Here is a 21,335-nt window from a genome sequence, read left to right on the forward strand (position 1 = left end):
GCTTGGGGATTTCGCCTTCCCTACAGCTGACTCAGGATCGTCGGATCCGTGATCTCCGTGTCGTCGGCCAGCATCATCGCCTTGCTGAGGATGACCGCCAGCATCCGGTCCCCCTCGTACGGCAGGTAACCGCCCGGCGGTGAACCCCCGTTGGACTTCGGGACGATGCACAGGTAGCGGTCGTCCGGGGTCATCAGGATGTTCCCCGAGCCGAGGTGGATCTTGTAGGTGTGGCGTTCGCCCTTCACGTGGAGGAAGCGGCCCTCCAGGGTGCAGCGGTCGGCTATCGCGAGGCGGGGGACGAGGCGGTCGAGGAGGAGTCGGCGGGTCTCGGCGCTCTGGTTGAGGTCGCCGAAGCCGTACGACGTCCAGTACTCGCGGAAGCGGCCGTCGGGGCCGCCGTCCTGCCAGGTCGGGTCGTTGCCGACGCTGGCCACGCCGACGAAGAGGTCGACGTCGCGCAGGACTTCGGAGAGGACCAGGGGTGGGATCGTATCCAGGGGCAGTGGGTCCACCGGGTCCGACCGGTCGCGCAGCCACATGCGGTACTCGCCGCCGTAGCAGTGCGCGGAGTTGTGCGGGGCGTCGATCGGGTAGAAGCGGACCTGGTCGGTGCGCAGGCGGAGGTAGCTGCCGGAGTCGGTGGTGTCCATGCCGTACTCCTCGCCGTCGCCCTCGATCCAGTACTCGGCGCGCAGGCCCCACTGCGGTAGTTCGCGGGTGGCCGGTGGTGCCTCGTCGTCGACGCACAGGCGGAGTTTGTTGCGCCAGCCGCGGACCGCCGCCAGGGAGTGGAACTGGTGCTGGCGGAGGAAGTGGGCCGCGAAGCGGTTCGAGTAGGTGGCTGTGGTGCGCTCGGCGTCCGTGAGGAGGTACACCTCGCGGTGGGCCTGCTTGAACGGCTGGGTGATCTCGTGGCGTTCCAGCCAGTCGCGCCAGGCGACGATCTCGGCGGGTTCGTGCCCGACGGGGTGCCAGAGCCGGACCTCGTGGCCGGTGCGGACCGGGTCGTCGGTGAGGGTGCGCAGTTCGCCGTCGGCGTGGCCGACCGTGACGCCGTCCACGGTCCACAGGAGACGGCGGGCCAGGGTGCCGACCAGGGGATGGTCGAGGTAGCGCTCGCGCCAGGTGGCGTACGGCCACGTCCGGCGGGCCAGGAACTGGCGGTCCAGGCGCTCGGTCTGGGCCGAGAGCATCTTGTCGACGTCCTTGACGGCGGCCTTGAGTTCCGCGAGCTCGTCCGGGTGGTCGCGCCGGACGGACGCGGGCACGCTCCTGACCGGCTTGCCGGTGGCGTTGCGCCAGGTCAACAGGGCTTTGGAGCCCTGCACTTCTAGCAGAGCGGTCGCCTCTCCCAACCGGTACTCGGCGCGGCCGACCTCGGTGAGCCCGTACATCGGTACGGCCAGTTCCTCGATCTCCTCGCGGCCGAGGCCCAGCGCGACGGCCCGTTCCTCCAGGGCCGAGTCGAGGAGCTTGGCGGTGTTCTTGTACGTCACCCGGGTGGCCAGGCGGGCGAGTTCGGCGAGGGCGGGCTCGCTGTCGATGCGGGCGAGCGAGATGACGCCGGCGTTGGCGACCTTGGGGTTGCGCGGGCCGAGCGCGGCGACCTTCTTCAGCGAGGTCTCGACGAGGGCGCCGAGGGCACGGGGCGTGTCGGGGTGTGGGGGCAGGACGGAGAGCAGCCAGGTCAGGCCGCGCAGGGCGTTGGCGTTGTAGGGGTCGTAGGCGTTGTTGAGGTTCGCCTCGTACGCCCGCAGGTCCAGCGGGAAAGTGCGGGGGCGGCCGACGAGGGTGAGCCAGGACAGCACGGTCTCGCGGACGCGGTCGGGGCCGAGGGCGTCGACGAGGGCGGCGGCCCGCTTGTCCCACCTGGCCGTGGGTTTGGACGCGGTGGCGGTGGCGGCATGGGCGAGCAGGGCCTGCCAGTCGGCATCGGCGGTGTCCCGCATGGCCTGCTCGGCCCACGCCTCACCCACGTTGAGGACGGGCTCGGTCAGCTTCTTCGCCAGGGAGACCAGTTCGTCCAGGCAGTATCTGTCCTGGGCGGAGCGGCGGACGACGGCCACGACGGCGGGAGACAGTGCCCGGCCGGCGGCCCACTCCGCCTCGGCCAGGAGATCGAAGAGCGTCGCGGACCAGAGCGAGTGCTGCCGGCCCAGGTCGTCGAGGGTCTTGCGACGCTCGGCCGCCAAGGGATCGTCGTCCAGGCCGTCGGCGGCGAGGGCGTACAAGGTCAGGGCGTTGCACCGGTTCTCCGTCTCGTCACCGACCGATGGGAAGCGCTCGGCCACCGCGTGCACCAGTTCGCGGCGCCGCTCGGCGGGCAGCTCCCGCAGTTCGCGGAGCACCTCTTCCCAGCCTCCGGTCCAGTAGGCCTGGTTGTCGACCAGCGCCTTCATCGCCTCGTCGGCGACCCGGTCCATGTCTTCGGCGGCGATGTGCCGACGCAGCAGACGCACTCGAGGGCTGTGCATCAGCCACCCACCAGGGGGACGAGCTTCAGGAACGTGACCTCGGTGCCGAGTGCGAGCTCGATCTCCTCGTCCGGGTCCGTGGCCTGGCGGTCTCCGACCAGCACGAGGAAGCCGTTGCCGGCGAAGGCCTTCAGCGCCAGCTCGGTCTGCGCCTCGGGGTCTATCCGCCGCGGCGTCCGCAGCGCGTACCCGTTCAGCACCCGCTCGGCGTTCTCGGGCTGCACCAGCCCCTGGAACACCCCCGGCGTACGCGCGTTGTACTCGGCGACCTCCTGGAACACCCGGCGCCGGATCAACTCGCGCACGGTGAGCCGCTCCTCGGCGATCTCGAGCCCCCAGCCGTCAGTGCGGCTCCCGCTTGTCGTCTCGTCGACGAACGTCACGATTCCCATGCCGTCGACAGTACGAGGCACCACTGACAACGCCCCCGGACACGGCATGCCACGGTCACTTCAGAAGAGGCCTGCTCCACTCCCGCGCATCCGCCCTGCGCATCAGCTCCACCGCCGCCTCCGCGTCTTCGGTCACCAGCGGATGCACGAGTTCGACGTAACGGAGCTGGCCGGCCAGGGACTTCCGCATCTGCTTGAGGCTGCGGGCGCTGAACGAGACACCGCCGGGCTTCTCGACGGCGCCCGCGGCGACCGCCAGCTTCTCGACGCTCACCTTGCACAGGGTGGAGGGCGTCTCGCGGCACGCGTGGATCTCGACGTAGCCGTCCCACAGCCCCAGGACGACCTCGTACTTCACGCCGGAACCGGTGTAGGTCGCGACGGCGACGGGCATACCCGACTCCCGTTCGCCCGGACCCTCGAGACCCAGTCTCTCCGCGACGCCGGCACAGGTCTCACGCACCTCCGCGAAGAAGACCTTGACCCCTGGAACCATTCACGCCCCCCGCTGGAACCATCCACGCCCCCGCGCCGCAGCCCTGACGACGCTTCAGCGTAGCGGCGGAAGGGGCGGCGTCTGGGCCCAATGAGTGACCCCGCGGTCAGCCCGCCCGGTGAGCGGCGTCTCCGCACCTAATCTGATGGCATGTCAGATGACGAGTCGTACGAACTGCTCGGTTTCGACAACCTCCTCCTGCCCGTCGGGAACCTCGCGGAGGCCGTCGGGTTCTACGAGCGCGCCGGGTTCACGGTGGGTTTCCGGTTCGACGAGGGCGGGATCGCGCTGCTCAAGGTCGGGGGCGAGACGCCCGGGATCCTGCTCAAAGAGGAGGAGGGGTTCGGGCACCGACCGCCTCCTTGGCCCTGCACGCGCGCGTGGCTGGAGGTACCGGACGCGCGCCGCGCCGCCAAGGAACTGGCCACCGCGGGCATCACCCCGCTCGACGAGCCCCTCTCGATCGCCACCGGCTGGACTGTCGAGATCGCCGATCCGTGGGGGAACGTCATCGGGTTCACGGACTACAGCAAGCGGCCGGCGCTCGCGCGCAGGGCGTGACGCAGATCCCATGCCCCCTCCCCGACAAGGGAGTTGAACACGTTCAGATACGGGACTACAGTCTCTCCCGTCAGCGTTTTGAACGCGTTCAAGAAGGGGTGGGGCATGGACCGCACCGTCATCGCCTACGTCATCTACCTGCTGGTCAGCATCGGGCTGACCGTCTGGGTGGCCCGCACGCTCAGCCGCAACGGACGCGTCTTCCTCGCCGACGTGCTGCGCGGCAACGAGAGCCTCGCCGACGCCGTCAACCACCTCCTGGTGGTCGGCTTCTACCTCGTCAACCTCGGCTTCGTCGCGCTCTACCTGAGCGGCGACGAGACCATCCAGGACACCCGCCAGATCTTCGAGGCCCTGTCGACCAAGCTGGGCGTGGTGCTGCTGGTGCTCGGCGTCATGCACCTGGGCAACGTGTACGTGCTCAACCGGATCCGGCGGCGGAGCGTCATGGAGCGGGAGCAGGTGCCGCCGGTCGCGCCGCAGGACTGGGTCCGGGCATGAGCACCGCGACGCCCGCCGAGGGCCGGGGCACCACGCGTGTCCCGGTCCGCCGGCTCACCGTCCTGTACGACGCCGAGTGCTCCCTGTGCGCCTTCCTGCGCGACTGGCTCGTACGGCAGCCGCAGCTGGTGCCGCTGGAGCTGGTTCCCGCGGGGTCGGACGAGGCCCGGCGGCGCTTTCCGGGGCTCGACCACCGGGCCACCCTGGACGAGATCACCGTCGTGGGGGACGCGGGCCAGGTCTACCGCGACGCCGCCGCCTGGATCGTCACCCTGTGGGCCCTGCGCGCGCACCGGCCGCTCGCGCACCGTCTGAGCACGGCGTCCGGGGCGAGGCTCGCCAAGGGCGCGGTGCTCGCCGCGGCCAAGTGGCGCGGGGCGCAGTGGCACGGACAGCGGGCGAACGCGGGCCAGTGGAGCGGCAAGGTGTACCGCCGCGCGGACGGGTGGGCCTACGACTCCGCCCGGGGATGGACGTACAGCCCCCCTGCCTGCGACAGCGGTACCTGCGCCACTCGTTAGGCTCTCGTTCCGTGCCTGCGAACAACGACGGCCCCGACGAGGGCGGTAACCCGAGCAAGTCCGAGCAGACCCGCGCGCTCATCCTCGAGACGGCGATGCGACTGTTCCAGGAGCGCGGCTACGACAAGACGACCATGCGGGCCATCGCCAAGGAGGCCGGGGTCTCCGTGGGCAACGCGTACTACTACTTCGAGGGCAAGGAGCACCTGATCCAGGGCTTCTACGACCGGATCGCCGCCGAGCACCAGGTGGCGGTCCGGGAGGTCCTGGCCCGGGAGACCGACCTGGAGGCGCGGCTCGCGGGCGTCCTGAGGGTGTGGCTGGACATCGCGACCCCGTACCACGAGTTCGCGGTGCAGTTCTTCAAGAACGCCGCCGACCCGGACAGCCCGCTCAGCCCCTTCTCCCCCGAGTCGGAGCACGCGCGCGTGGAGGCCATCAGCATCCACCGGCAGGTGCTCGCCGGGGCGAAGACCAAGGTGCCGGAGGAACTGCGGGACATTCTCCCCGAGTTGATGTGGCTCTCCCAGATGGGACTCGTGCTGTATTGGATCTTCGATCGCACGGAGGGCCGCGAGCGGAGTTACCGGCTCGCCGAGCGGGGGGCGCGGCTCACCGCGCGGGGCGTGTCACTGGCCCGGTTCCGGGTGCTGCGGCCGCTGGTGCGGGAGGTGCACGAGCTGTTCACGGACTTCCTGCCGGGGATGACGAAGATGATGCCGGATCCGGGGGCGGGGGCGAGGGGGCGGGCGGAGTGATCCACGATCGGGTGAAAGGGATCGAACGGGACACCTCGTATCCGACCTGCCTACGATGATGCTCTCGATACCGGCCCACAGGAGGCACGTGATGTCCGCAGCATCCGTCGAGCGGCCCCACGGCGACCGTCCGCAGATCGCGGAGGCGAACCGAATCATGGACCGCCTTCCGGGGTACCGCGTCGAGATCATCGGAGGCCTGCTCATCGTGTCCCCGCCCCCCAACGTCGCTCACGCCCGCGCTCTGTCCAGGTTGAGGCGACCCTTCTACGCCGCAGGTCTGGACGGCGGCGAAACGGAAGTGCTCGAAGGAGTCGGGCTTTGGCTCCCCGCCGGTGTCGAGGACTACGCGATCCCCGACCTTGCAGTCGTCGACGGCGACATCGAAGATCACCTCGTCGAGAACAACTGTTACGACCCGATCGCCTTCCGTCTCGTCCTGGAGGTCACGTCCAGCAACTACCAGAACGATCTCCGCGGCAAGGTCACCGCATACGCCCAGGCAAAGATCCCCGTCTACGTCATCGTCGACCGCCAGTACCAGCGCCTCCACGTCCTGACCGAACCCGCCGGGAACACGTACGCCAACCACCGCGTCCACGCCCCCGGCGAGATCGTCACCCTCCCCGACTCCCTCGGCGCCAAGGTCAGCCTCGACGTGGACGAAATCCTCAAAGCCGGGCAGTCGAAGGCTAGTTGACCGCGTCCACCTCGCCCTCTGCCAGCTCCACGTCACACACCAGCGGCCCGTCCCCGACCGCCACCTGCCGCGCCCGCGACCCGTACGACGGAGCCGTCGTCGCCAGCAGATACGTCCCCGGACCCGGCACCGACACGATGTACGAGCCGTCCGCGAGGGACACCACCCGGTCCAGCTGACGTCCGCCCGCCGACAGCAGCGTCACCGCCGCCTCCGGGACCGGCTCGCCGTCCGCCGTACGGACGAAGCCGTGGACGACCGAGGCGGGGCCCTCTGCGGCAAGGGCTTCCGAAGCAGCCGCTTCCTCCTTCGGTTCCACCGCCAGATGCGGCAGCCGCTTGTCCAGCCACCCGGGCAGCCACCAGTTGGAGTTGCCGAGCAGGTGCATCGCGGCCGGCACCAGGGCCGTACGCAGGATGAACGCGTCCAGGGCGACCGCGGCGGCCAGTCCCACGCCGGCCATCGCCGCCCCGTAGTCGCCGCTGAGCACGAACGCCATGAAGACGCACACCATGATCAGCGCCGCGGAGTTGATGACGCGGCTGGTCTCCGCCAGCCCCACCCGCACCGCTCGGGCGTTGTCGCGCGTGTGCACCCACTCCTCGTGCATCCGGCTGACCAGGAACACCTGGTAGTCCATGGAGAGGCCGAAGAGCAGGGACAGCATGATGATCGGCAGGAAGGCCGCGATCGGGCCCTCCTGGCCGAGACCCAGCAGGTCCAGGCCCCAGCCCCACTGGAAGATCGCCACCAGGACGCCGAAGGAGGCCGCCGCCGCGACCAGGTTCATCAGCGCGGCCGTCAAGGGGACCACGACGGAGCGGAAGGCGATCAGCAGCAGGACGAAACCGAGGCCGATGATCGTCGCAATGAAGTACGGCAGCCGGTCGGCCGTGACCGAGGCGAAGTCCTTCGAGACCGCTGTCACGCCGCCCACGTGGGCCTGGACGCCCGCCTCCGGGATCACCTGGTCGCGCAGGGTGTCGATGAGGCGGTCGGTCTCCTCGGCCTGCGGTGAGGTGGTCGGGACGACCTGGATGACGGTGACGCCGTTCGCGGGAGGCGCCGAGACAGCCTGCGCGACGCCCTCCGTGTCCCGGATGGTCGCGACCAGGCTGTCCCCCGCGTCGCCGTTCACGACCACCTGGAGCGGGCCGTTGAAGCCGGGGCCGAAGCCCTCGGCGAGCAGGTCATAGGCCTGCCTGGTCGTCGTCGACGCGTCGTCGTTGCCCTGGTCGACGGTGCCCAGCCGCAGGGAGAGCAGGGGCAGGGCGAGGACGGCCATCACGACGACGGCCAGGGCGGCGACCGCACGCGGGCGGCGCTCGACGGTGGCCGACCATCGGGCTGCGAGGCCGCTCGTGCGCTCCTCCTCGGGGCCGTGGGCCGCCAGCCGGCGCCGCTGGCGGCGACTGAGCACACGGTGGCCCAGGAGGCCGAGCATCGCGGGCAGCAGGGTGACGGCCGCGAGCACGCTCAGGACGACGGTGAGCGAGGTGCCGATGACCACGCCGTCCAGGAAGCGCAGGTTCGTCACGAGCATCCCGGCGAGCGCGATGCACACCGTGCCGCCCGCGAACAGCACGGCCCGCCCGGAGGTGTTGAGGGCGGTGACCGCCGCCTCCTCGGGATCCAGGCCGCGTTGGATGCCCTTGCGGTGCCGGGTGACGATGAACAGGGCGTAGTCGATGCCGACGCCCAGACCGATCAACGTGGAGAGCAGGGAAGCCAGTTCGGGCACGTTGGTGACGTGGCTGAGGAGCTGCGTCCCGAACAGTCCGGTGCCCACGCCGAACAGCGCCACCAGGATCGGCAGCAGCATCGCGAACACCGAGCCGAAGGCCAGGAACAGCACGACGGCCGCCGCGAGGATGCCGACGATCTCGGCGGTGCCGGTCGGCGGCTCCTGCACGCGCGTGATGGCCTGGCCGCCCAGCTCGACCTGGAGGCCGTCGCCGCCGGCGTCCTGCGCGGTGTCGACGACGTTTTCGACCAGGTCCTTGGGTACGGCGTCCGCCTGCGCGGCAAAGGTGACCTGGGCGTACGCGATCCGCCCGTCCTCGCTGATCTGGGTGGCGCCCCGCTCACCGTACGGGTCGGTGACCTCGCCGACCCCCTTCATGCCGCCGATCTCCCGCAGCGCGGGTTCTATCCGGGACCGTACGGAGTCGTCCCGTACGGAGCCCTCGTCGACCTTCCATACCACCGTGTCGGTGTCGCCCGCGCGCTCCGGGAAGGCCTTCGCCATCAGGTCGTACGCGCGCTTGGAGTCCGTGTTGGGCAGGGAGAAGACCTCCGCGTAGTTCGTGCCCGCGCTCGAACTCGCCGCGCCCAGGCCGAACAGCGCTCCCACCCACAGCAACAGGACCACCAGCCGGTGCCGGTAGCACCAGCGTGCCAATGTCGCCACGCCAAAATCCCCTCATAGTCCGGTCGGTCCCCCAGGTCCTGGCCAACAGAATTGGCCGCGGCACGCGTGCGTGGACATGCAACGGGCGTGACTCTCAAGGAACTCCAAAGCAGGAACCGGCCCGACTGTCAGTGCTCGCCCCGATACTGGGGAGCATGACGACGGCTCCAGGCACCGTGCTGGTCGTGGAGGACGAGGAGAGCATCGCGGACGTCCTCGCCATCGCGCTGCGCTACCACCGGTTCGAGGTGATGGTGGCGGGCACCGTCCGCGAGGCGCTCACGCTCGCCGACCGGACCAGGCCCGACGCCGCGCTGCTCGACGTCATGCTGCCGGACGGTGACGGGCGGGCCCTGGGGCGCGAACTGCGCGACCGGCGTCCCGACCTGGCGCTCGTCTTCCTCACCGCCCGCGACGCGCCCGCGGAGGTGGTCGGCGCGCTCGGCTTCGGCGACGACTACATCACCAAGCCGTTCAACATCGACGAGGTCGTCGCGCGGATCACCGCGGTGCTGCGCCGCACCCGCCCGGCCGACGTTCTGCCGCAGCGCCCGCCGCTGCGCTACGGCGACCTGGAACTGGACGAGACGACGTACTCGGTGCACTGCGCGGGCCGCTCCGTCGAGCTCACCCCCACCGAGTACGCCCTGCTGCGCTTCCTGGTGCGCAACGGCGGCCGGGTCGTGTCCAAGGAGCAACTCCTGCGCCACGTCTGGCAGTACGAGCACACGCCGCCCGAGTCGACCGTCGTCGAGACCTACATCAGCTATCTGCGGCGCAAACTCGACGCACTGGGACCGCCGGTGATCACCACCCGGCGTGGTGTGGGATACGGGCTGGCATGAGGCTCCCCGTCAGGCTGCTCAAGCCCGTCCCGCGATCCCGCCGCAAGCGCGGCATCCACTCCCTGCGCGCCAAGCTCACGCTGGCGAACGTGGCGCTGCTCGCGCTCGGCATCGTCGCGGCGACCGTCGTGAGCGTGATGGGCATGCGGTACTACCTGCTCGACCAGATCGACGCGGAGCTCACCAAGACCCGGGACTCCCTGGGCGGTTCACAGCTCACCCTGCGGGAGATCGACTCGCTGAGCATGCTGGGTTTCGTCCGCGACCGGCTCGTCCAGCAGCAGTCGGACGACCAGCCACGACCGGACTCGCTCTTCGCCGCCGTGGACAAGCGGGGCAAGCCCGTCGGCCTCCTCGGCTTCGAGCCGACCGACGCCCAGCGCGCTTTCGCGAAGGCGGTCGACGACCCGCGCACGCTGATCGAGGACCCCGAACCGCACGACATCCGCGTGCAGGACGCCGACTACCGGGCATCCGCGACGCAGCTCGCCGACGGCACCTACATCCTGCTCGCCACCTCCACCGACGGCCTCCACAAGGGCGTCGCCAAAGCCGTCAGGCTCGACCTCGCCATCGGCACGCTGCTGCTCGCGGTGCTGGCCTGTCTGACGATGTTCAGCGTCCGGCGCCGGATGCGGCCGCTGGAGGACATGGTGGAGACCTCGTCGGCGATCGCCGAGGGCGATCTGACCCGGCGCGTCCCCTCCAGCCGCGAGGCCACCCTGGAGGTCGAACAGCTCCGCGTCGCCCTCAACTCGATGCTCCACCAGGTCGAGTCGGCGTACCGCACCCGCGAACACAGCGCAGCCCAGCTGCGCCGCTTCGTCGGCGACGCCTCGCACGAGCTGCGCACCCCGCTGTCCGCGATACGCGGCTATCTCCAGCTGTACGACAAGGGCATGCTCACCGACCCGAGTCAGCGCAAGCGCGCCTGGGACCGGATGAACGGCGAGGTCGACCGCATGGGCCGCCTCGTCGACGAGCTGCTGACCCTGGCCCGCCTCGACCAGCGGCCCGAACTCCGGTTCCGGAACGTCGACCTCACCCGCCTGGTCCGGGACGCGGCCGAGGATCTGCGCGTCCAGCAGCCGCAGCGGCCCCTCACGGTCGACGCCGACGGCTCCCTGCTGGTGCACGCCGACGAGTCCGGGCTGCGCCAGGTGCTCGGCAACCTGGTGGGCAACGTGCGCACGCACACGCCCGCCGACGTGCCGGTGCGGCTCGGCGTGGAGCGCGCGGACGGGATCGTACGGCTGTGTGTCGCGGACAAGGGGCCGGGGCTCGGCCCGCAGGACGCGGTGCGCGTCTTCGACCGCTTCTTCCGGGCCGGCCGGGGCGCGGGCAGCGGGCTCGGCATGGCGATCGTGCAGGGCGTGGTGCACGCGCACGGGGGTGAGGTGGCGGTGCGGACGGCGCCGGGCGAGGGGCTGGCGGTGACGGTCACCCTGCCGGCGGGGGCCGTACGGTCGTAACGCCGTGTCCCGCGAGGACGGCCCTGCAGGTGTCCCGACCCGTGTCCCGCCTCAGGCGTTGGCCGGCACGAGTGCCCACACCGTCTTGCCGTGCCGGCCCCTGCTCCACACCCCCCAGGCCGCGGCGATGTGCTCCACCATGTGCAGGCCGCGGCCGGTCTCCTCCCACTCGCCCACCACGCGCAGCCGGGGCTCCACCCGGCCCTCGTCGGAGACCTCGATCAGACAGGAGCCGTCGGCGAGGGCGGTCACCGCCACCTCGAACTCCCGCTCCACGAGCGGGCCGTGGCGTACGACGTTGGTGGCCGGCTCGGACACGAGGAGCACCGCGTCGGCCAGCGCCTGGCCGTCCGGGGCGTGGCCCCAGTCGGCCAGATGGTCCCTGACCCGGCGCCGGGCGAGACCGACGGAGGCCGGATGCCGGGGCAACCGGAAGGAGTTGCGTCTCAGCACGTCTGCTCCTCACCCCGCCCACACCTCCCTCACATGGTGCTGCGTCGGGTGGCCGTCCGGCGTCACTTGGGCGAAGGTCACTACCGCGAGATCGCGTCAGATCCGCCAATCCGGCTTCGGAGCCGTCAGATCCAGGTGAGACGCCAGAGGCGGAATCCGCCGGTGCCGTCCGAGAGGTACTGGCCGCCGCCCACGGCCTCACTGGTGACGACGTACTCCTTGGCCTGCCACAACGGGATGACCGGAACATCACGGGCGACGGCCTGCTGCAGATCGCGGAAGTCATCGGTGGCCTCGGTGCGGTCGGCGTACCTCTGGCTGTCCTGAATCAGCTGGTCGACGGCCTTGCTGCGGTAGCCGGTGTTCATGGTGGCGCCGGAGCCGACGAGCGGGGAGCCGAAGGTGTCCGGGTCGGGGTAGTCGGCCACCCAGCCGACGGCGTACGCGTCCAGCTTCCCGGACACCCAGCGCTTCTGGAAGTCGGTCCACTCGTAGCCCTTGACGGTCACCTGGAACAGGCCGCTCGCCTCCAGCTCCCGCTTGAGTTCCGCGGCCTCCTCGGCGGCGGCGCCGCGGCCCGTGGCGTAGCCGTAGGTGAAGCGGACCGGCAGGCTCACGCCGGCCTCGGTGAGCAGGTGCTTCGCCCTGCCCGGGTCCAGCTTGGGGTAGAGGTCGAAGAACGACGTGGTGTGGCCGGTGATGCCGGTCGGGATCAGCGAGTAGAGCGGGTCGACGGTCCCGTCGTACACCGTGGCGGCCAGCCGGTCGCGGTCGATCAGCCAGGCCATGGCCTGCCGTACGCGGGTGTCGTGCAGCGGCGAACCGGCGCGGGTGTTGAGGTACAGGTTGCGGGTCTCGGAGCTGTCCGCCACGGACACGCGCTGGTCGGGGTCGCTGGCGTTCAGCCCGGAGAGGACCTCGGGCGGCAGCTGCTGGGTGGCGACGTCGATCTGCTTGGCCTTCCAGGCGGCGTCGAGCTTGTCGGCGTCGCCGTAGTAGCGCAGTTCGACGGGCCGGCCGGTGTCCTTGAGAGCGCCCTTGTAGCGCTCGTTGGGCGCGAGGTCGGCCTTCTTCTCCTTCGTATACGTGGTCAGGTCGTACGGTCCGGTGCCGTCGGCGCCGGTGCCGGTGCGCAGGCTGTTCGCCGGGTACTTGGTGCGGTCGACGATCGAGCCGGCTCCGGTGGCCACCTTGAACGGGAAGGTGGCGTCGGGCGAGGAGAGCCGGAAGGTGACGGTGAGGTTCTTCGCGCTGACCGAGCGGAGGGTGCTCAGCAGGGACGCGGGACCGACCTCGGAGTTGATCTTCTTGACCCGCTCGAAGGAGTACTTCACGTCCTCCGCGGTCATCTCACGGCCGCTCGGGAAGGTGAGGCCCTCGCGCAGTTCGCAACGGTAGGTGCGCAGACCGCTGCCGACGAACGCGCAGCTCTTGGCGGCGTCCGGTACGGGCGTGGCGCCGCCGGGCTCGAAGGTCAGCAGTGACTGGAAGACGTTGCTGAACAGCGCCCAGGAGCCGGCGTCGTAGGCGCCGGCCGGGTCGAGCGACGTGACGGCGTCCGTCGTACCGACCGTGATGGTCCGGTTGTCGTTCTGCGACGGCAGCAACTGCCAGGCGCCCACTCCGGCGGCCGCCAGCACCAGCAGCGTCGCGAGTATCCGCGTGCGAACCGAACGCATCGGTTTGCCCTCCCCAGGCCCCTCGGGGCCGTGCGCAAATGCCACTCCCCTAGCGGCGCGGCTCACCTTCCCACACGCGTTTCACCTGGGGGAAGAGGGATTTGGGGAGTTGGGAAAGACATTACCGCAAGGGGCTTCTGCGACGTTTCACAGTGCCCTCACAGTCTGTCCGGCGGCCCCGCGGCAGCCCGCCTCCGCAGACCGGCTCAGTAGGCCACCGCCCAGGCGAACACGCCGACGCACACCGCGATCGAGGCGACCGCGCGGGCCAGGATCACCCGGTCCACGATCCGCCGCAGCGGCGCGACCGGGACACACCGCAACGCCCACGTGAGCGGCAGCGAGAGCACCGCGGCGTACGCGAGCAGGAAGAGGGGCCGGGAGGGGTCCCAGGTCTGGCGGCCCTGGTTCTCCAGGTGGAGGAGTCCCGCGAAGACATAACAGACAAGGGCGCAGGATCCCGTGAGGGCGGTCTCGAACAGCGCGAACAGCGTCGGACGGGTGCGCGCGAGGCGTAGGACGGGCGTTCCGGTCATGTGGAGTCTCCTCCCCCGGTCCTGTCCGCCCACGGCGTTCAGGCCTGCGTCGACGCCAGTTCGATCACCGTGATGTCCGATTCGGCCCCGACCCGGGTCGGCGGGCCCCACGCGCCGGCGCCGCGGCTGACGTACAACTGCGTGTCACCGTAGCGCTCCAGGCCGGCGAGGGTCGGGTTCGCGGCCGAGGCGATGAAGTTGCCCGGCCAGAGCTGGCCGCCGTGGGTGTGGCCGGAGAGCTGGAGGTCGACGCCGTGCTCGACGGCGTCGTGGATCTGGACCGGCTGGTGGGCGAGCAGCACGCACGCGCGTGCCGTGTCGCGGTCCCCGAGCGCCTTGGCGTAGTCGGGGCCCTGGCCCTCGTCCTCGCCCGACACGTCGTTGACGCCGGCGAGATCGAAGTGGGCCAGTTCGGTACGGGCGTTCTCCAGCGGGCGCAGGCCCAGCCGTCGTACCTCCTCGATCCACTGCTCGGCGCCGGAGAAGTACTCGTGGTTGCCGGTGACGAAGTACGACCCGTGGCGCGCCCGCAGCCCGGCCAGCGGTGCCGCGGCCGGGCCCAGGTTCTTCACGCTGCCGTCGACCAGGTCGCCGACGACCGCGATCAGGTCCGGCTGGGTGCCGTTGATCGTGTCGACGACCTTCTGGGCGAAGCCGCGCCCGAGCACCGGGCCCAGGTGGATGTCGCTGACCACGGCGATCCGGTAACCGTGCGCCGCGCGCGGGAGCTTGGCCAGCGGGACGGTGACCCGCTTGACGGTGGGGCCGTTCAGGACGCCGTACGTGCCGTAGCCGACGGTCCCGACGGCGGCCGCCGCGGCGGCGCCCCCGACGACCCGGGAGACGAAGAGGCGGCGGGAGGGGAGGGACGGCGGGACGGCGGCCGGGGGCTCCGCATCCTGTTCCGGGTCGTGGTCCGGCGTGGGTGCCGTTCCCGCCGGGACCGGCTCGGGCTCCGGCTGTCGTACGGCCGTCTCGGCGCCCGCCCGCCGTTCCAGGAACCGTCGCAGCAGCGGTCGTACGACCTCACCCGCCACCACGGCCAGCAGCAGGTAGATCGACAGGGCCAACCACAGGAAGCCCGGCCAGGCCAGGACGCGCTGGAGCCAGAAGGGCGCGCCGGTGCGCTCGGCGACGAGGGCCGTGACGGTGAGCACCCAACCGCCCGCGATCAGCACCGCGCCCGCGCGGCGCACCAGGCCGGGGGCCTGGGTCGTGTCGCGGAACAGGCGTCTCCACAGGTACCAGTTGGCCGTGACCAGCACGGCCAGGACGAGCAGTACGAAGAGTATGACCACGGTCTCGTGTCCCCCCGTTGTGGGCTGTCAGGGCTGTCAGGGCTGTTACGGCTGTCAGGGCTGTTAGGGCTGTCGGTTATGACGTCCGGCGCAATGCGCGCACTCCGCGCAACCCGATGACCCCGACGACCGTCCCCAATACGAAGGAGACGACGGCGAGCAGCAGGTGCACCCAGAAGTACGCCGTCGGGTGACCGTCGTCGAACGCGAGCCCACTGCTGTCCTTGATCAGGTTTTTGACGAAAGTGACCCAGATGACCCAGCTCCACACCCCGAAGGCGAGCAGGAACCAGGAGACGGGGCGGCTGAGCTTCATGCGTCCAGTATCGCCGCCGGGTGTCCGGTTCCTTGGCCGGGGTGGGGAGGGAGACGGGACTTCACGCCCTGTGCCATGTACGTTCCTGACCGTGCCCGCACCCAAGAAGACCGCCAGGCGATCCCTGCTGGTCATTTCCGTTGTCCTGTCGTCCGCCCTGTCCTCGCTCGTGTTGACCGCGCCCGTCTCCCTGGCGGCGCCGAGCCCGTCGCCGAGCACGTCCGCGAGCCCGTCCGCGAGCCCGTCGGTCACTCCCCCGGCGAACATGTCGACCGTCGGCGGCGAACGCCTCGGCCGGCCCGGGGCGCAGGCCAATCTGGCGAGCGGGGTGCCGGTGCTGCCCAAGGGCCTGAGCGCGCGGTCGTGGATCGTCGCCGACGCCGAGTCCGGGGACGTACTGGCCGCCAACAACGCGCACTGGCGGCTGCCCCCGGCGAGCACCCTGAAGATGCTGTTCGCGGACACGGTGCTGCCGAAGTTCGCGAAGACCCAGAAGCACAAGGCCGTCCCCTCCGACCTGGCCGGCATCGGTTCCGGCTCCAGCATGGTCGGGATAAAGGAGGGCGAGACGTACACCGTCCACGACCTGTGGCTCGGCGTCTTCCTGCGGTCCGGCAACGACGCCGTGCACGTGCTGTCGCAGATGAACGACGGCATCGACAACACCGTCAAGGAGATGAACGCGCACGCCGAGGAGCTCCAGGCCCTCGACACGCACGCGGTCAGCCCCGACGGCTACGACGAGCCCGGCCAGGTCTCCTCCGCGTACGACCTGACCCTGATCGCCCGTTCCGGGCTGCAGAAGAAGGACTTCCGCGAGTACAGCTCGACCGTCTCCGCGAAGTTCCCGGGCGAGACGACGAAGAAGAAGGGCAAGACGACCCGCGGGTCCTTCGAGATCCAGAACACCAACCGGCTGCTGACCGGCGACTCCGACATCTCCGTCTACCCGGGCATCGCGGGCGTCAAGAACGGCAACACCACCAACGCCGGCGCCACCTTCACCGGCGTCGCCGAGCAGGGCGGCAAGGTGCTGCTCGTCACCGTCATGAACCCGCAGAAGGACGAGCGCAACGAGGTCTACAAGGAGACCGCCCAGCTCTTCGACTGGGGCTTCAAGGCGGCCGGCAAGGTGGAGCCGGTGGGTGAGCTGGTGCCGCCGAAGAGCGCCGCGCAGGCCAGCGCCCAGCCGGGGGCGAACGCCTCCGGGGAGGCCGGGGGTACCGACGCGGGCGGCGCCGGGACCTCGTCGAAGCCGGTGGCGTCCGCCACGGCCGAGACCGCCTCCGGCGGCATGGGGATCGCGCTCGCGATCACCGGCGGGCTGCTGGTGGTGCTCGCGGGCGCCGCGTTCCTGGTCAACCGCCGTTGGCCGCTGCCGGATCTGGTACGTCGTCGGCCTCGCCCGTAGGTTCGCCCTCCTTGCTCTGCGTGGCCGTCCAGGCCGCGCAGAACAGGACCAGTTTCGCCGTGAAGTTGATCCACAGCAGCAGGGCGACGGGGACGCCGAACGCGCCGTACATGCTCTTCGCGGCCACACCCTGCATATAGCCGCTGAGCAGCAGCTTCAGCAGCTCGAAGCCGACCGCGCCGGTCAGCGCCGCCACGATCAGCCGGCGGCGCTTCGGCTCGACTCCCGGAAGCTGTGTCAGGACGTAGAGGAGCAGCAGGAAGTCCGCGAGTACGGCGACGAGGAACGCGGCGATCTGCAGCAGGACGCTGCCCCAGCCCTCCCTGTCGATGCCCAGTTGGCCGGTGATCCAGCCGACCATCGCGGAGGCCACGGTGGAGGCGGCGAGCGTGACGAGGACGGCGCCGCCGAGGCCGACGAGGATGCCGAGGTCCTTGGCCTTGCGCAGGACCGGGTTCTCCTCGTCGTCGGGCAGCTCCCACACGGCCCGCAGGCACTCGCGCATCGAGCCCGCCCAGCCGATGCCGGTGAACAGCAGGGCGGCGCCCGCGATGAGGCCGACGGTGCCCGCGTTCTGCACCAGGCCGTCGATGTTGAGCTGGTCGGAGATGCCGGGCACCTGCTCGGCGATCTTGTCCTCCAGCGTGTTCTGCCGCTCCTTGCTGAGCGTGGCCGCGGCGACCGCGGCCACGACGGTGAGCAGCGGGAAGAGCGCCACGAAGCTGGTGAACGTCATCGCGGCGGCCAGCCGTGTCCACTTCACCCGGTCCAGCCGCTCGTACGACCGCCACGCGTGCGTGGCGGTCAGCCGGGCGACGAGCGGCCCGACGCCGGGGAGTTTTTTCAGCCAGTCCATGATCCGACTCTGCCCTCGCTGCGGAAGACCAATGTCCTGGTGCCCCAAAACCGCAGGATGGTGGCCAGGGCCATGCCGATTCCGGCGCCGGAGACGGTGTCCGCGCGCTGCGAGGTGAGGCCGAGGCCGTAGTGACTGACGGCGAGGCACAGGAGCTGCACCAGGGCACCGGCGACGTTCACCGCGAAGAAGACGGCATAAGGGCGCAGCCCCTTCGCTCTGGTGTCCCGGTACGTGCCCAGCGCGTTGCCTGCGTACGCCACCGAGCAGCCCACGACGAAGGAGAGCACCTTGGCGGTGAGCGGGTCGAGACCGGCCGGGCCGCGCAGGTAGGTGAAGAGGGCGAGGTCGGCGGCGTAGGCGAGCAGGCCGACGGCGGCGAAGCCGAGGAGTTCCCGGCGGCTCGTCCACGCGCGCGTGGCCGAGCGTTCGCTGCGACGTGCCGACGCGCGCGTGCCCGGCTGTTCGCCACCATGTGCCGACGCGCGCGTGCTCAGCCGTTCGCCGCGGCTCGTCCACGCGCGCGTCCTCAGCGGTCCGTTCCGGCTCGCGTACGCGCGCGTGCCCGGCTGTTCGCCACCATGTGCCGACGCGCGCGTGCCCGGCTGCTCGCCACCATGTGCCGACGCGCGCCTGCTCAGCCGTTCGCCGCGGCTCGTCCACGCGCGCGTCCTCACCAATTGGCCACCGCCAGGGCGTACATCGCGATCCACAGCAAGCCGATCAGGGCGAGGGCCCGGTCGCGCAGGACGACGTCCTCGGGTTCGCCTGCCGTGCCGCGGTCGGCGAAGCCGGCGTACCTGAGGATCGCGAGGATGAAGGCGACCATGGAGAGCTGCCGCCAGGGCAGGAGGCTGGTGTGCGGGACGCCACCCTCCTCCAGGGCCCACAGGCAGTAGCCGAGGACGGCGACGCCGGCCGCGAGCTGCCACACGAAGCGCAGGTAGCCGGTGGTGTACTCGGTGAGCAACGCGCGCGTGGCGCCCGCCTTCCCGGCCATCTGGACGGCTTCGGAGTAGCGCTTGGCCGACACCATGAACAGCGCGCCGAACCCGGTCGTGATGAGGAACCACCGCGACAGCGGGATGCCGAGCGCGAGGCCACCGACCACGGCCCGCATCAGGAATCCGGTCGTGACGACGACGAGGTCGATGACCAGGATGTGCTTGAGGCTGACGCAGTACGCCAGTTGCATGCCCAGGTACGCCGCCAGAAGCGCCGCGACGGCCGGCGAGACCAGCCAGGCCGCAACAGCCGGCGCGAGGACGCCGAGAGCGGCTCCTACGGCGTACGCGACGGGTACGGGGACCTGTCCGGCGGCGACCGGGCGGCGGCGCTTGGTGGGGTGGGCGCGGTCGGCGTCGGCGTCCCGGGCGTCGTTGACGAGGTAGACGGCGGCCGCGCAGGCAGTGAAGAGGACGAAGACGAGCACGAGTTGGGTGAGGGCGTGCCGGGAGAAGAGCTGACCGGCGGCGGCCGGGGCGGCGATGACGAGGACGTTCTTGGCCCACTGCTTGGGGCGCGCGGTCGTGAAGAGCCCTACCAGGAGGCTGCCCTCAGGGAGTGGTGGTGCGGACTGCCGGAGGGGCGTGCGCTGTTCCAGCAGCGTGGCCTCGCGGATGCGCGCGCCGCCCGTCATCGGCGCGGTCTCAGTCATGCGCGCTCCCTCTCGTCCAGCGCACTCCGATGCGCGCCGTGAGCGCCCCCAGGGCCGCGCCCGCCGCCACGTCGGAGGGGTAGTGCACGCCGACGACCAGACGGGACACACACATCGCGGCGGCCAGCGGCGGGACGGCGTACGCCCCCAACGCGCCGAAGGCGACCGCGGCGGCCACGGCGGACGTCGCGTGCGAGCTCGGGAAGGAGTGCCGACCGACGGTGCTCACCAGGGGCTCGACATGCGCCGGACGCGGACGGCGCACGACCCTCTTCACGCCCATGCTGACGAGGTGCGCGCCCGCGGTGAGCGCCGTCCCGCGCAGCCACGCACCGCGGCGCGGACCGTCCGCGACAGCTCCCGCGAGACCCGCCGCGAGCCACAGCGCACCGTGCTCACCCGCCCAGGACAGGGCGCGCGCGGCGTTCGCGACGCGTGGGTCGCGGCCGTACGCCCGCAGCGCCGAAAGGATTCGGTGGTCGATGTCGTCGAAATCGTCCATGTGGACTCACTGTTCACGTCAGCACCGCGGGAACTCCGGCAATATAGGTCGACATCCCATTAATCACCCATTTCGGGTATGAGGTGAATGTTTCAAAACCAATCACTCACAAAGGGGCGATACGGTCACCGACATGCCTGCCGACACCGCTTCCGTCACCGGCTGGGGACGCACCGCTCCCACCACCGCCCGCCTGATCCGCCCACGGACGTACGAGGAGGCCGCGGCCGCCGTCCGGGACTGCGGGGCCCGCGGAGGCATCCCAAGGGGCCTGGGGCGGGCCTACGGGGACGCGGCACAGAACGCCGGCGGGTCCGTGCTCGACATGACGGGCCTCGACCGCATCCACGCGATCGATGCCGACGAGGGCATCGTGCTGTGCGACGCGGGCATCTCCCTGCACCGGCTGACGGAAGTGCTGCTGCCGCTCGGCTGGTTCGTGCCGGTGACACCCGGCACGCGCTATGTCACTGTCGGCGGCGCGATCGGCGCGGACATCCACGGCAAGAACCATCACGTGTCGGGTTCCTTCTCCCGGCACGTCCTCTCGCTCGAACTCCTCACCGCCGACGGCGGGGTCCGCGCGGTCGGCCCGGGCACGCCCCTGTTCGACGCGACGGCCGGCGGCATGGGCCTGACCGGCGTGATCCTGACCGCGACGGTCCGGCTCCAGCCGGTCGAGACCTCGCTCATGTCCGTCGACACCGAGCGCGCGCGGGACCTCGACGACCTGATGGCCCGTCTGACGGCCACCGACCACCAGTACCGCTACTCGGTCGCGTGGATCGACCTGTTGGCGCGCGGCGCGGCGACGGGCCGCGCGGTGCTGACCCGGGGCGACCACGCCCCCCTGGAGGCGCTTCCGGAGCGCACGCGCGCGCGGAGGGACCCGCTTGCCTTCCGTACCTCCCGGCTCCCGTCCGCCCCCGCCTTCCTCCCCGAGGGCCTGCTCAGCCGGACGACCGTGGGCCTCTTCAACGAGCTCTGGTACCGGAAGGCCCCACGCGCGCGTACCGGCGAACTCCAGAGGCTCTCCACCTTCTTCCATCCCCTGGACGGGGTGCCCCACTGGAACCGGGTCTACGGCCGCGGCGGCTTCGTGCAGTACCAGTTCGTCGTCGGACACGGCCAGGAGGACGCCGTACGCCGGATCGTGCGCCGTATCTCGCAGCGCCGGTGCCCGTCCTTCCTCGCCGTCCTCAAGCGCTTCGGGGACGCCGACCCGGGCTGGCTCTCCTTCCCCGTGCCCGGCTGGACGCTGGCCCTGGACATCCCGGCCCACCTGCCCGGTCTCGGCGCCTTCCTCGACGAACTGGACGAGGAGGTCGCCGCGGCCGGCGGGCGCGTCTACCTCGCCAAGGACTCCCGTCTGCGGCCCGAACTGCTCACCGCGATGTACCCGCGCCTGGCCGACTTCCGCGCGCTGCGGGCGGAGCTGGACCCGCACGGGGTGTTCGTGTCGGACCTGGCCCGCCGTCTCGACCTCTAGGCAAC

22 protein-coding genes are annotated in these 21,335 nt (G+C 70.8%); 9 read left to right on the forward strand and 13 right to left on the reverse strand.

The window, feature by feature from the left end:
• Positions 1-20: 20 nt before the first annotated feature.
• Genes AC5P09_RS02160 through AC5P09_RS02170 form a run of 3 tightly spaced genes read right to left on the reverse strand, consistent with a single transcriptional unit; the run spans position 21 to position 3,263 of the window.
• Positions 21-2,477, reverse strand: coding sequence for a DUF4132 domain-containing protein (locus tag AC5P09_RS02160; RefSeq protein WP_493872144.1), 2,457 nt, complete (start codon positions 2,475-2,477; stop codon positions 21-23).
• On the reverse strand, positions 2,477-2,869 hold the full coding sequence (locus AC5P09_RS02165; protein ID WP_493872145.1) for a hypothetical protein: 393 nt from the start codon (positions 2,867-2,869) through the stop codon (positions 2,477-2,479). Before AC5P09_RS02165 ends, AC5P09_RS02160 begins: the two co-directional genes overlap by 1 nt.
• Positions 2,870-2,924: 55 nt before the next feature.
• Entirely contained in the window at positions 2,925-3,263 is a 339-nt protein-coding gene (locus AC5P09_RS02170; protein ID WP_493872146.1) for a hypothetical protein, read from the reverse strand.
• Between the two features lie 252 nt (positions 3,264-3,515).
• Here AC5P09_RS02170 and AC5P09_RS02175 point away from each other — a divergent pair, with 252 nt between their 5' ends.
• The 5 genes from AC5P09_RS02175 (at position 3,516) to AC5P09_RS02195 (ending at position 6,406) form a co-directional block, all read left to right on the forward strand.
• A complete protein-coding gene (locus AC5P09_RS02175; protein ID WP_493872147.1) occupies positions 3,516-3,926 on the forward strand; it encodes a VOC family protein in 411 nt (136 codons plus the stop codon).
• Between the two features lie 105 nt (positions 3,927-4,031).
• Entirely contained in the window at positions 4,032-4,427 is a 396-nt protein-coding gene (locus tag AC5P09_RS02180) for a hypothetical protein (protein WP_266434697.1), read from the forward strand.
• A complete protein-coding gene (locus tag AC5P09_RS02185; protein ID WP_493872148.1) occupies positions 4,424-4,948 on the forward strand; it encodes a thiol-disulfide oxidoreductase DCC family protein in 525 nt (174 codons plus the stop codon). Before AC5P09_RS02180 ends, AC5P09_RS02185 begins: the two co-directional genes overlap by 4 nt.
• An 11-nt stretch (positions 4,949-4,959) precedes the next feature.
• Positions 4,960-5,706: a TetR/AcrR family transcriptional regulator gene (locus AC5P09_RS02190; RefSeq protein ID WP_493872149.1), complete on the forward strand. Its 747-nt coding sequence runs from the start codon at positions 4,960-4,962 to the stop codon at positions 5,704-5,706.
• 91 nt (positions 5,707-5,797) lie between these two features.
• Positions 5,798-6,406 (forward strand): Uma2 family endonuclease, encoded by a 609-nt coding sequence (locus tag AC5P09_RS02195; protein WP_493872150.1) that lies wholly within the window; start codon positions 5,798-5,800, stop codon positions 6,404-6,406.
• Here AC5P09_RS02195 and AC5P09_RS02200 read toward each other — a convergent pair.
• Positions 6,399-8,807 carry an MMPL family transporter gene (locus AC5P09_RS02200; RefSeq protein ID WP_493872304.1) on the reverse strand — a complete coding sequence of 803 codons (2,409 nt, stop codon included), beginning with the start codon at positions 8,805-8,807 and terminating at the stop codon, positions 6,399-6,401. The two genes, AC5P09_RS02195 and AC5P09_RS02200, sit on opposite strands and share 8 nt — an antisense overlap.
• 164 nt (positions 8,808-8,971) lie before the next feature.
• Between AC5P09_RS02200 and AC5P09_RS02205 the strand changes: the two genes are divergently transcribed.
• Entirely contained in the window at positions 8,972-9,661 is a 690-nt protein-coding gene (locus AC5P09_RS02205; protein WP_493872151.1) for a response regulator transcription factor, read from the forward strand.
• A complete protein-coding gene (locus AC5P09_RS02210; RefSeq protein ID WP_493872152.1) occupies positions 9,658-11,133 on the forward strand; it encodes a sensor histidine kinase in 1,476 nt (491 codons plus the stop codon). Before AC5P09_RS02205 ends, AC5P09_RS02210 begins: the two co-directional genes overlap by 4 nt.
• A 51-nt stretch (positions 11,134-11,184) precedes the next feature.
• Here AC5P09_RS02210 and AC5P09_RS02215 read toward each other — a convergent pair whose 3' ends face one another.
• The 5 genes from AC5P09_RS02215 to AC5P09_RS02235 all read right to left on the reverse strand — a co-directional run bounded on the left by AC5P09_RS02215 (position 11,185) and on the right by AC5P09_RS02235 (position 15,415).
• A complete protein-coding gene (locus AC5P09_RS02215) occupies positions 11,185-11,586 on the reverse strand; it encodes an ATP-binding protein (RefSeq protein ID WP_493872153.1) in 402 nt (133 codons plus the stop codon).
• A gap of 125 nt (positions 11,587-11,711) precedes the next feature.
• Entirely contained in the window at positions 11,712-13,265 is a 1,554-nt protein-coding gene (locus AC5P09_RS02220) for an ABC transporter substrate-binding protein (protein ID WP_493872154.1), read from the reverse strand.
• 206 nt (positions 13,266-13,471) lie between these two features.
• The gene (locus AC5P09_RS02225) at positions 13,472-13,801 is read right to left on the reverse strand and encodes a hypothetical protein (protein WP_493872155.1); all 330 of its coding nucleotides are present in this window, start codon (positions 13,799-13,801) and stop codon (positions 13,472-13,474) included.
• Positions 13,802-13,839: 38 nt separating this feature from the next.
• Positions 13,840-15,099 (reverse strand): metallophosphoesterase, encoded by a 1,260-nt coding sequence (locus tag AC5P09_RS02230; RefSeq protein ID WP_493872156.1) that lies wholly within the window; start codon positions 15,097-15,099, stop codon positions 13,840-13,842.
• Between the two features lie 76 nt (positions 15,100-15,175).
• Complete coding sequence (locus AC5P09_RS02235; RefSeq protein WP_062702372.1) at positions 15,176-15,415, reverse strand: SCO4848 family membrane protein; 240 nt, start codon at positions 15,413-15,415, stop codon at positions 15,176-15,178.
• Positions 15,416-15,506: 91 nt separating this feature from the next.
• Between AC5P09_RS02235 and AC5P09_RS02240 the strand changes: the two genes are divergently transcribed.
• Positions 15,507-16,826, forward strand: coding sequence for a D-alanyl-D-alanine carboxypeptidase family protein (locus AC5P09_RS02240; protein ID WP_493872157.1), 1,320 nt, complete (start codon positions 15,507-15,509; stop codon positions 16,824-16,826).
• On the opposite strand, the gene AC5P09_RS02245 is transcribed toward AC5P09_RS02240, so the two are convergent.
• From AC5P09_RS02245 to AC5P09_RS02260, 4 genes are all read right to left on the reverse strand, one after another.
• A complete protein-coding gene (locus AC5P09_RS02245; RefSeq protein WP_493872158.1) occupies positions 16,774-17,682 on the reverse strand; it encodes a YihY/virulence factor BrkB family protein in 909 nt (302 codons plus the stop codon). The genes AC5P09_RS02240 and AC5P09_RS02245 overlap by 53 nt on opposite strands.
• Positions 17,670-18,050 (reverse strand): GtrA family protein, encoded by a 381-nt coding sequence (locus AC5P09_RS02250; protein ID WP_493872305.1) that lies wholly within the window; start codon positions 18,048-18,050, stop codon positions 17,670-17,672. The genes AC5P09_RS02245 and AC5P09_RS02250 overlap by 13 nt, the downstream gene beginning before the upstream one ends.
• Positions 18,051-18,355: 305 nt before the next feature.
• Positions 18,356-19,339: a decaprenyl-phosphate phosphoribosyltransferase gene (locus AC5P09_RS02255; protein WP_493872159.1), complete on the reverse strand. Its 984-nt coding sequence runs from the start codon at positions 19,337-19,339 to the stop codon at positions 18,356-18,358.
• The gene (locus AC5P09_RS02260; RefSeq protein WP_493872160.1) at positions 19,332-19,841 is read right to left on the reverse strand and encodes a phosphatase PAP2 family protein; all 510 of its coding nucleotides are present in this window, start codon (positions 19,839-19,841) and stop codon (positions 19,332-19,334) included. The genes AC5P09_RS02255 and AC5P09_RS02260 overlap by 8 nt, the downstream gene beginning before the upstream one ends.
• Positions 19,842-19,974: 133 nt before the next feature.
• On the opposite strand from AC5P09_RS02260, the gene dprE1 reads away from it, so the two are divergent.
• Positions 19,975-21,330, forward strand: a complete 1,356-nt coding sequence (gene dprE1, locus AC5P09_RS02265; RefSeq protein WP_493872161.1) for a decaprenylphosphoryl-beta-D-ribose oxidase — start codon at positions 19,975-19,977, stop codon at positions 21,328-21,330.
• Positions 21,331-21,335: the final 5 nt, after the last annotated feature.

Source organism: Streptomyces sp. a15, from assembly GCF_059026085.1.

Bases quoted from the DNA above. Each gene is read 5' to 3' on its own strand.
- AC5P09_RS02260 (WP_493872160.1), bottom strand. From the start codon at position 19,841: ATGGACGATTTCGACGACATCGACCACCGAATCCTTTCGGCGCTGCGG.
- AC5P09_RS02175 (WP_493872147.1), top strand. From the start codon at position 3,516: ATGTCAGATGACGAGTCGTACGAACTGCTCGGTTTCGACAACCTCCTC.
- AC5P09_RS02160 (WP_493872144.1), bottom strand. From the start codon at position 2,477: ATGCACAGCCCTCGAGTGCGTCTGCTGCGTCGGCACATCGCCGCCGAA.
- AC5P09_RS02195 (WP_493872150.1), top strand. From the start codon at position 5,798: ATGTCCGCAGCATCCGTCGAGCGGCCCCACGGCGACCGTCCGCAGATC.
- AC5P09_RS02255 (WP_493872159.1), bottom strand. From the start codon at position 19,339: ATGACTGAGACCGCGCCGATGACGGGCGGCGCGCGCATCCGCGAGGCC.
- AC5P09_RS02235 (WP_062702372.1), bottom strand. From the start codon at position 15,415: ATGAAGCTCAGCCGCCCCGTCTCCTGGTTCCTGCTCGCCTTCGGGGTG.
- AC5P09_RS02245 (WP_493872158.1), bottom strand. From the start codon at position 17,682: ATGGACTGGCTGAAAAAACTCCCCGGCGTCGGGCCGCTCGTCGCCCGG.
- AC5P09_RS02210 (WP_493872152.1), top strand. From the start codon at position 9,658: ATGAGGCTCCCCGTCAGGCTGCTCAAGCCCGTCCCGCGATCCCGCCGC.
- AC5P09_RS02185 (WP_493872148.1), top strand. From the start codon at position 4,424: ATGAGCACCGCGACGCCCGCCGAGGGCCGGGGCACCACGCGTGTCCCG.
- AC5P09_RS02165 (WP_493872145.1), bottom strand. From the start codon at position 2,869: ATGGGAATCGTGACGTTCGTCGACGAGACGACAAGCGGGAGCCGCACT.
- AC5P09_RS02180 (WP_266434697.1), top strand. From the start codon at position 4,032: ATGGACCGCACCGTCATCGCCTACGTCATCTACCTGCTGGTCAGCATC.
- AC5P09_RS02205 (WP_493872151.1), top strand. From the start codon at position 8,972: ATGACGACGGCTCCAGGCACCGTGCTGGTCGTGGAGGACGAGGAGAGC.
- AC5P09_RS02225 (WP_493872155.1), bottom strand. From the start codon at position 13,801: ATGACCGGAACGCCCGTCCTACGCCTCGCGCGCACCCGTCCGACGCTG.
- AC5P09_RS02220 (WP_493872154.1), bottom strand. From the start codon at position 13,265: ATGCGTTCGGTTCGCACGCGGATACTCGCGACGCTGCTGGTGCTGGCG.
- AC5P09_RS02170 (WP_493872146.1), bottom strand. From the start codon at position 3,263: ATGCCCGTCGCCGTCGCGACCTACACCGGTTCCGGCGTGAAGTACGAG.
- dprE1 (WP_493872161.1), top strand. From the start codon at position 19,975: ATGCCTGCCGACACCGCTTCCGTCACCGGCTGGGGACGCACCGCTCCC.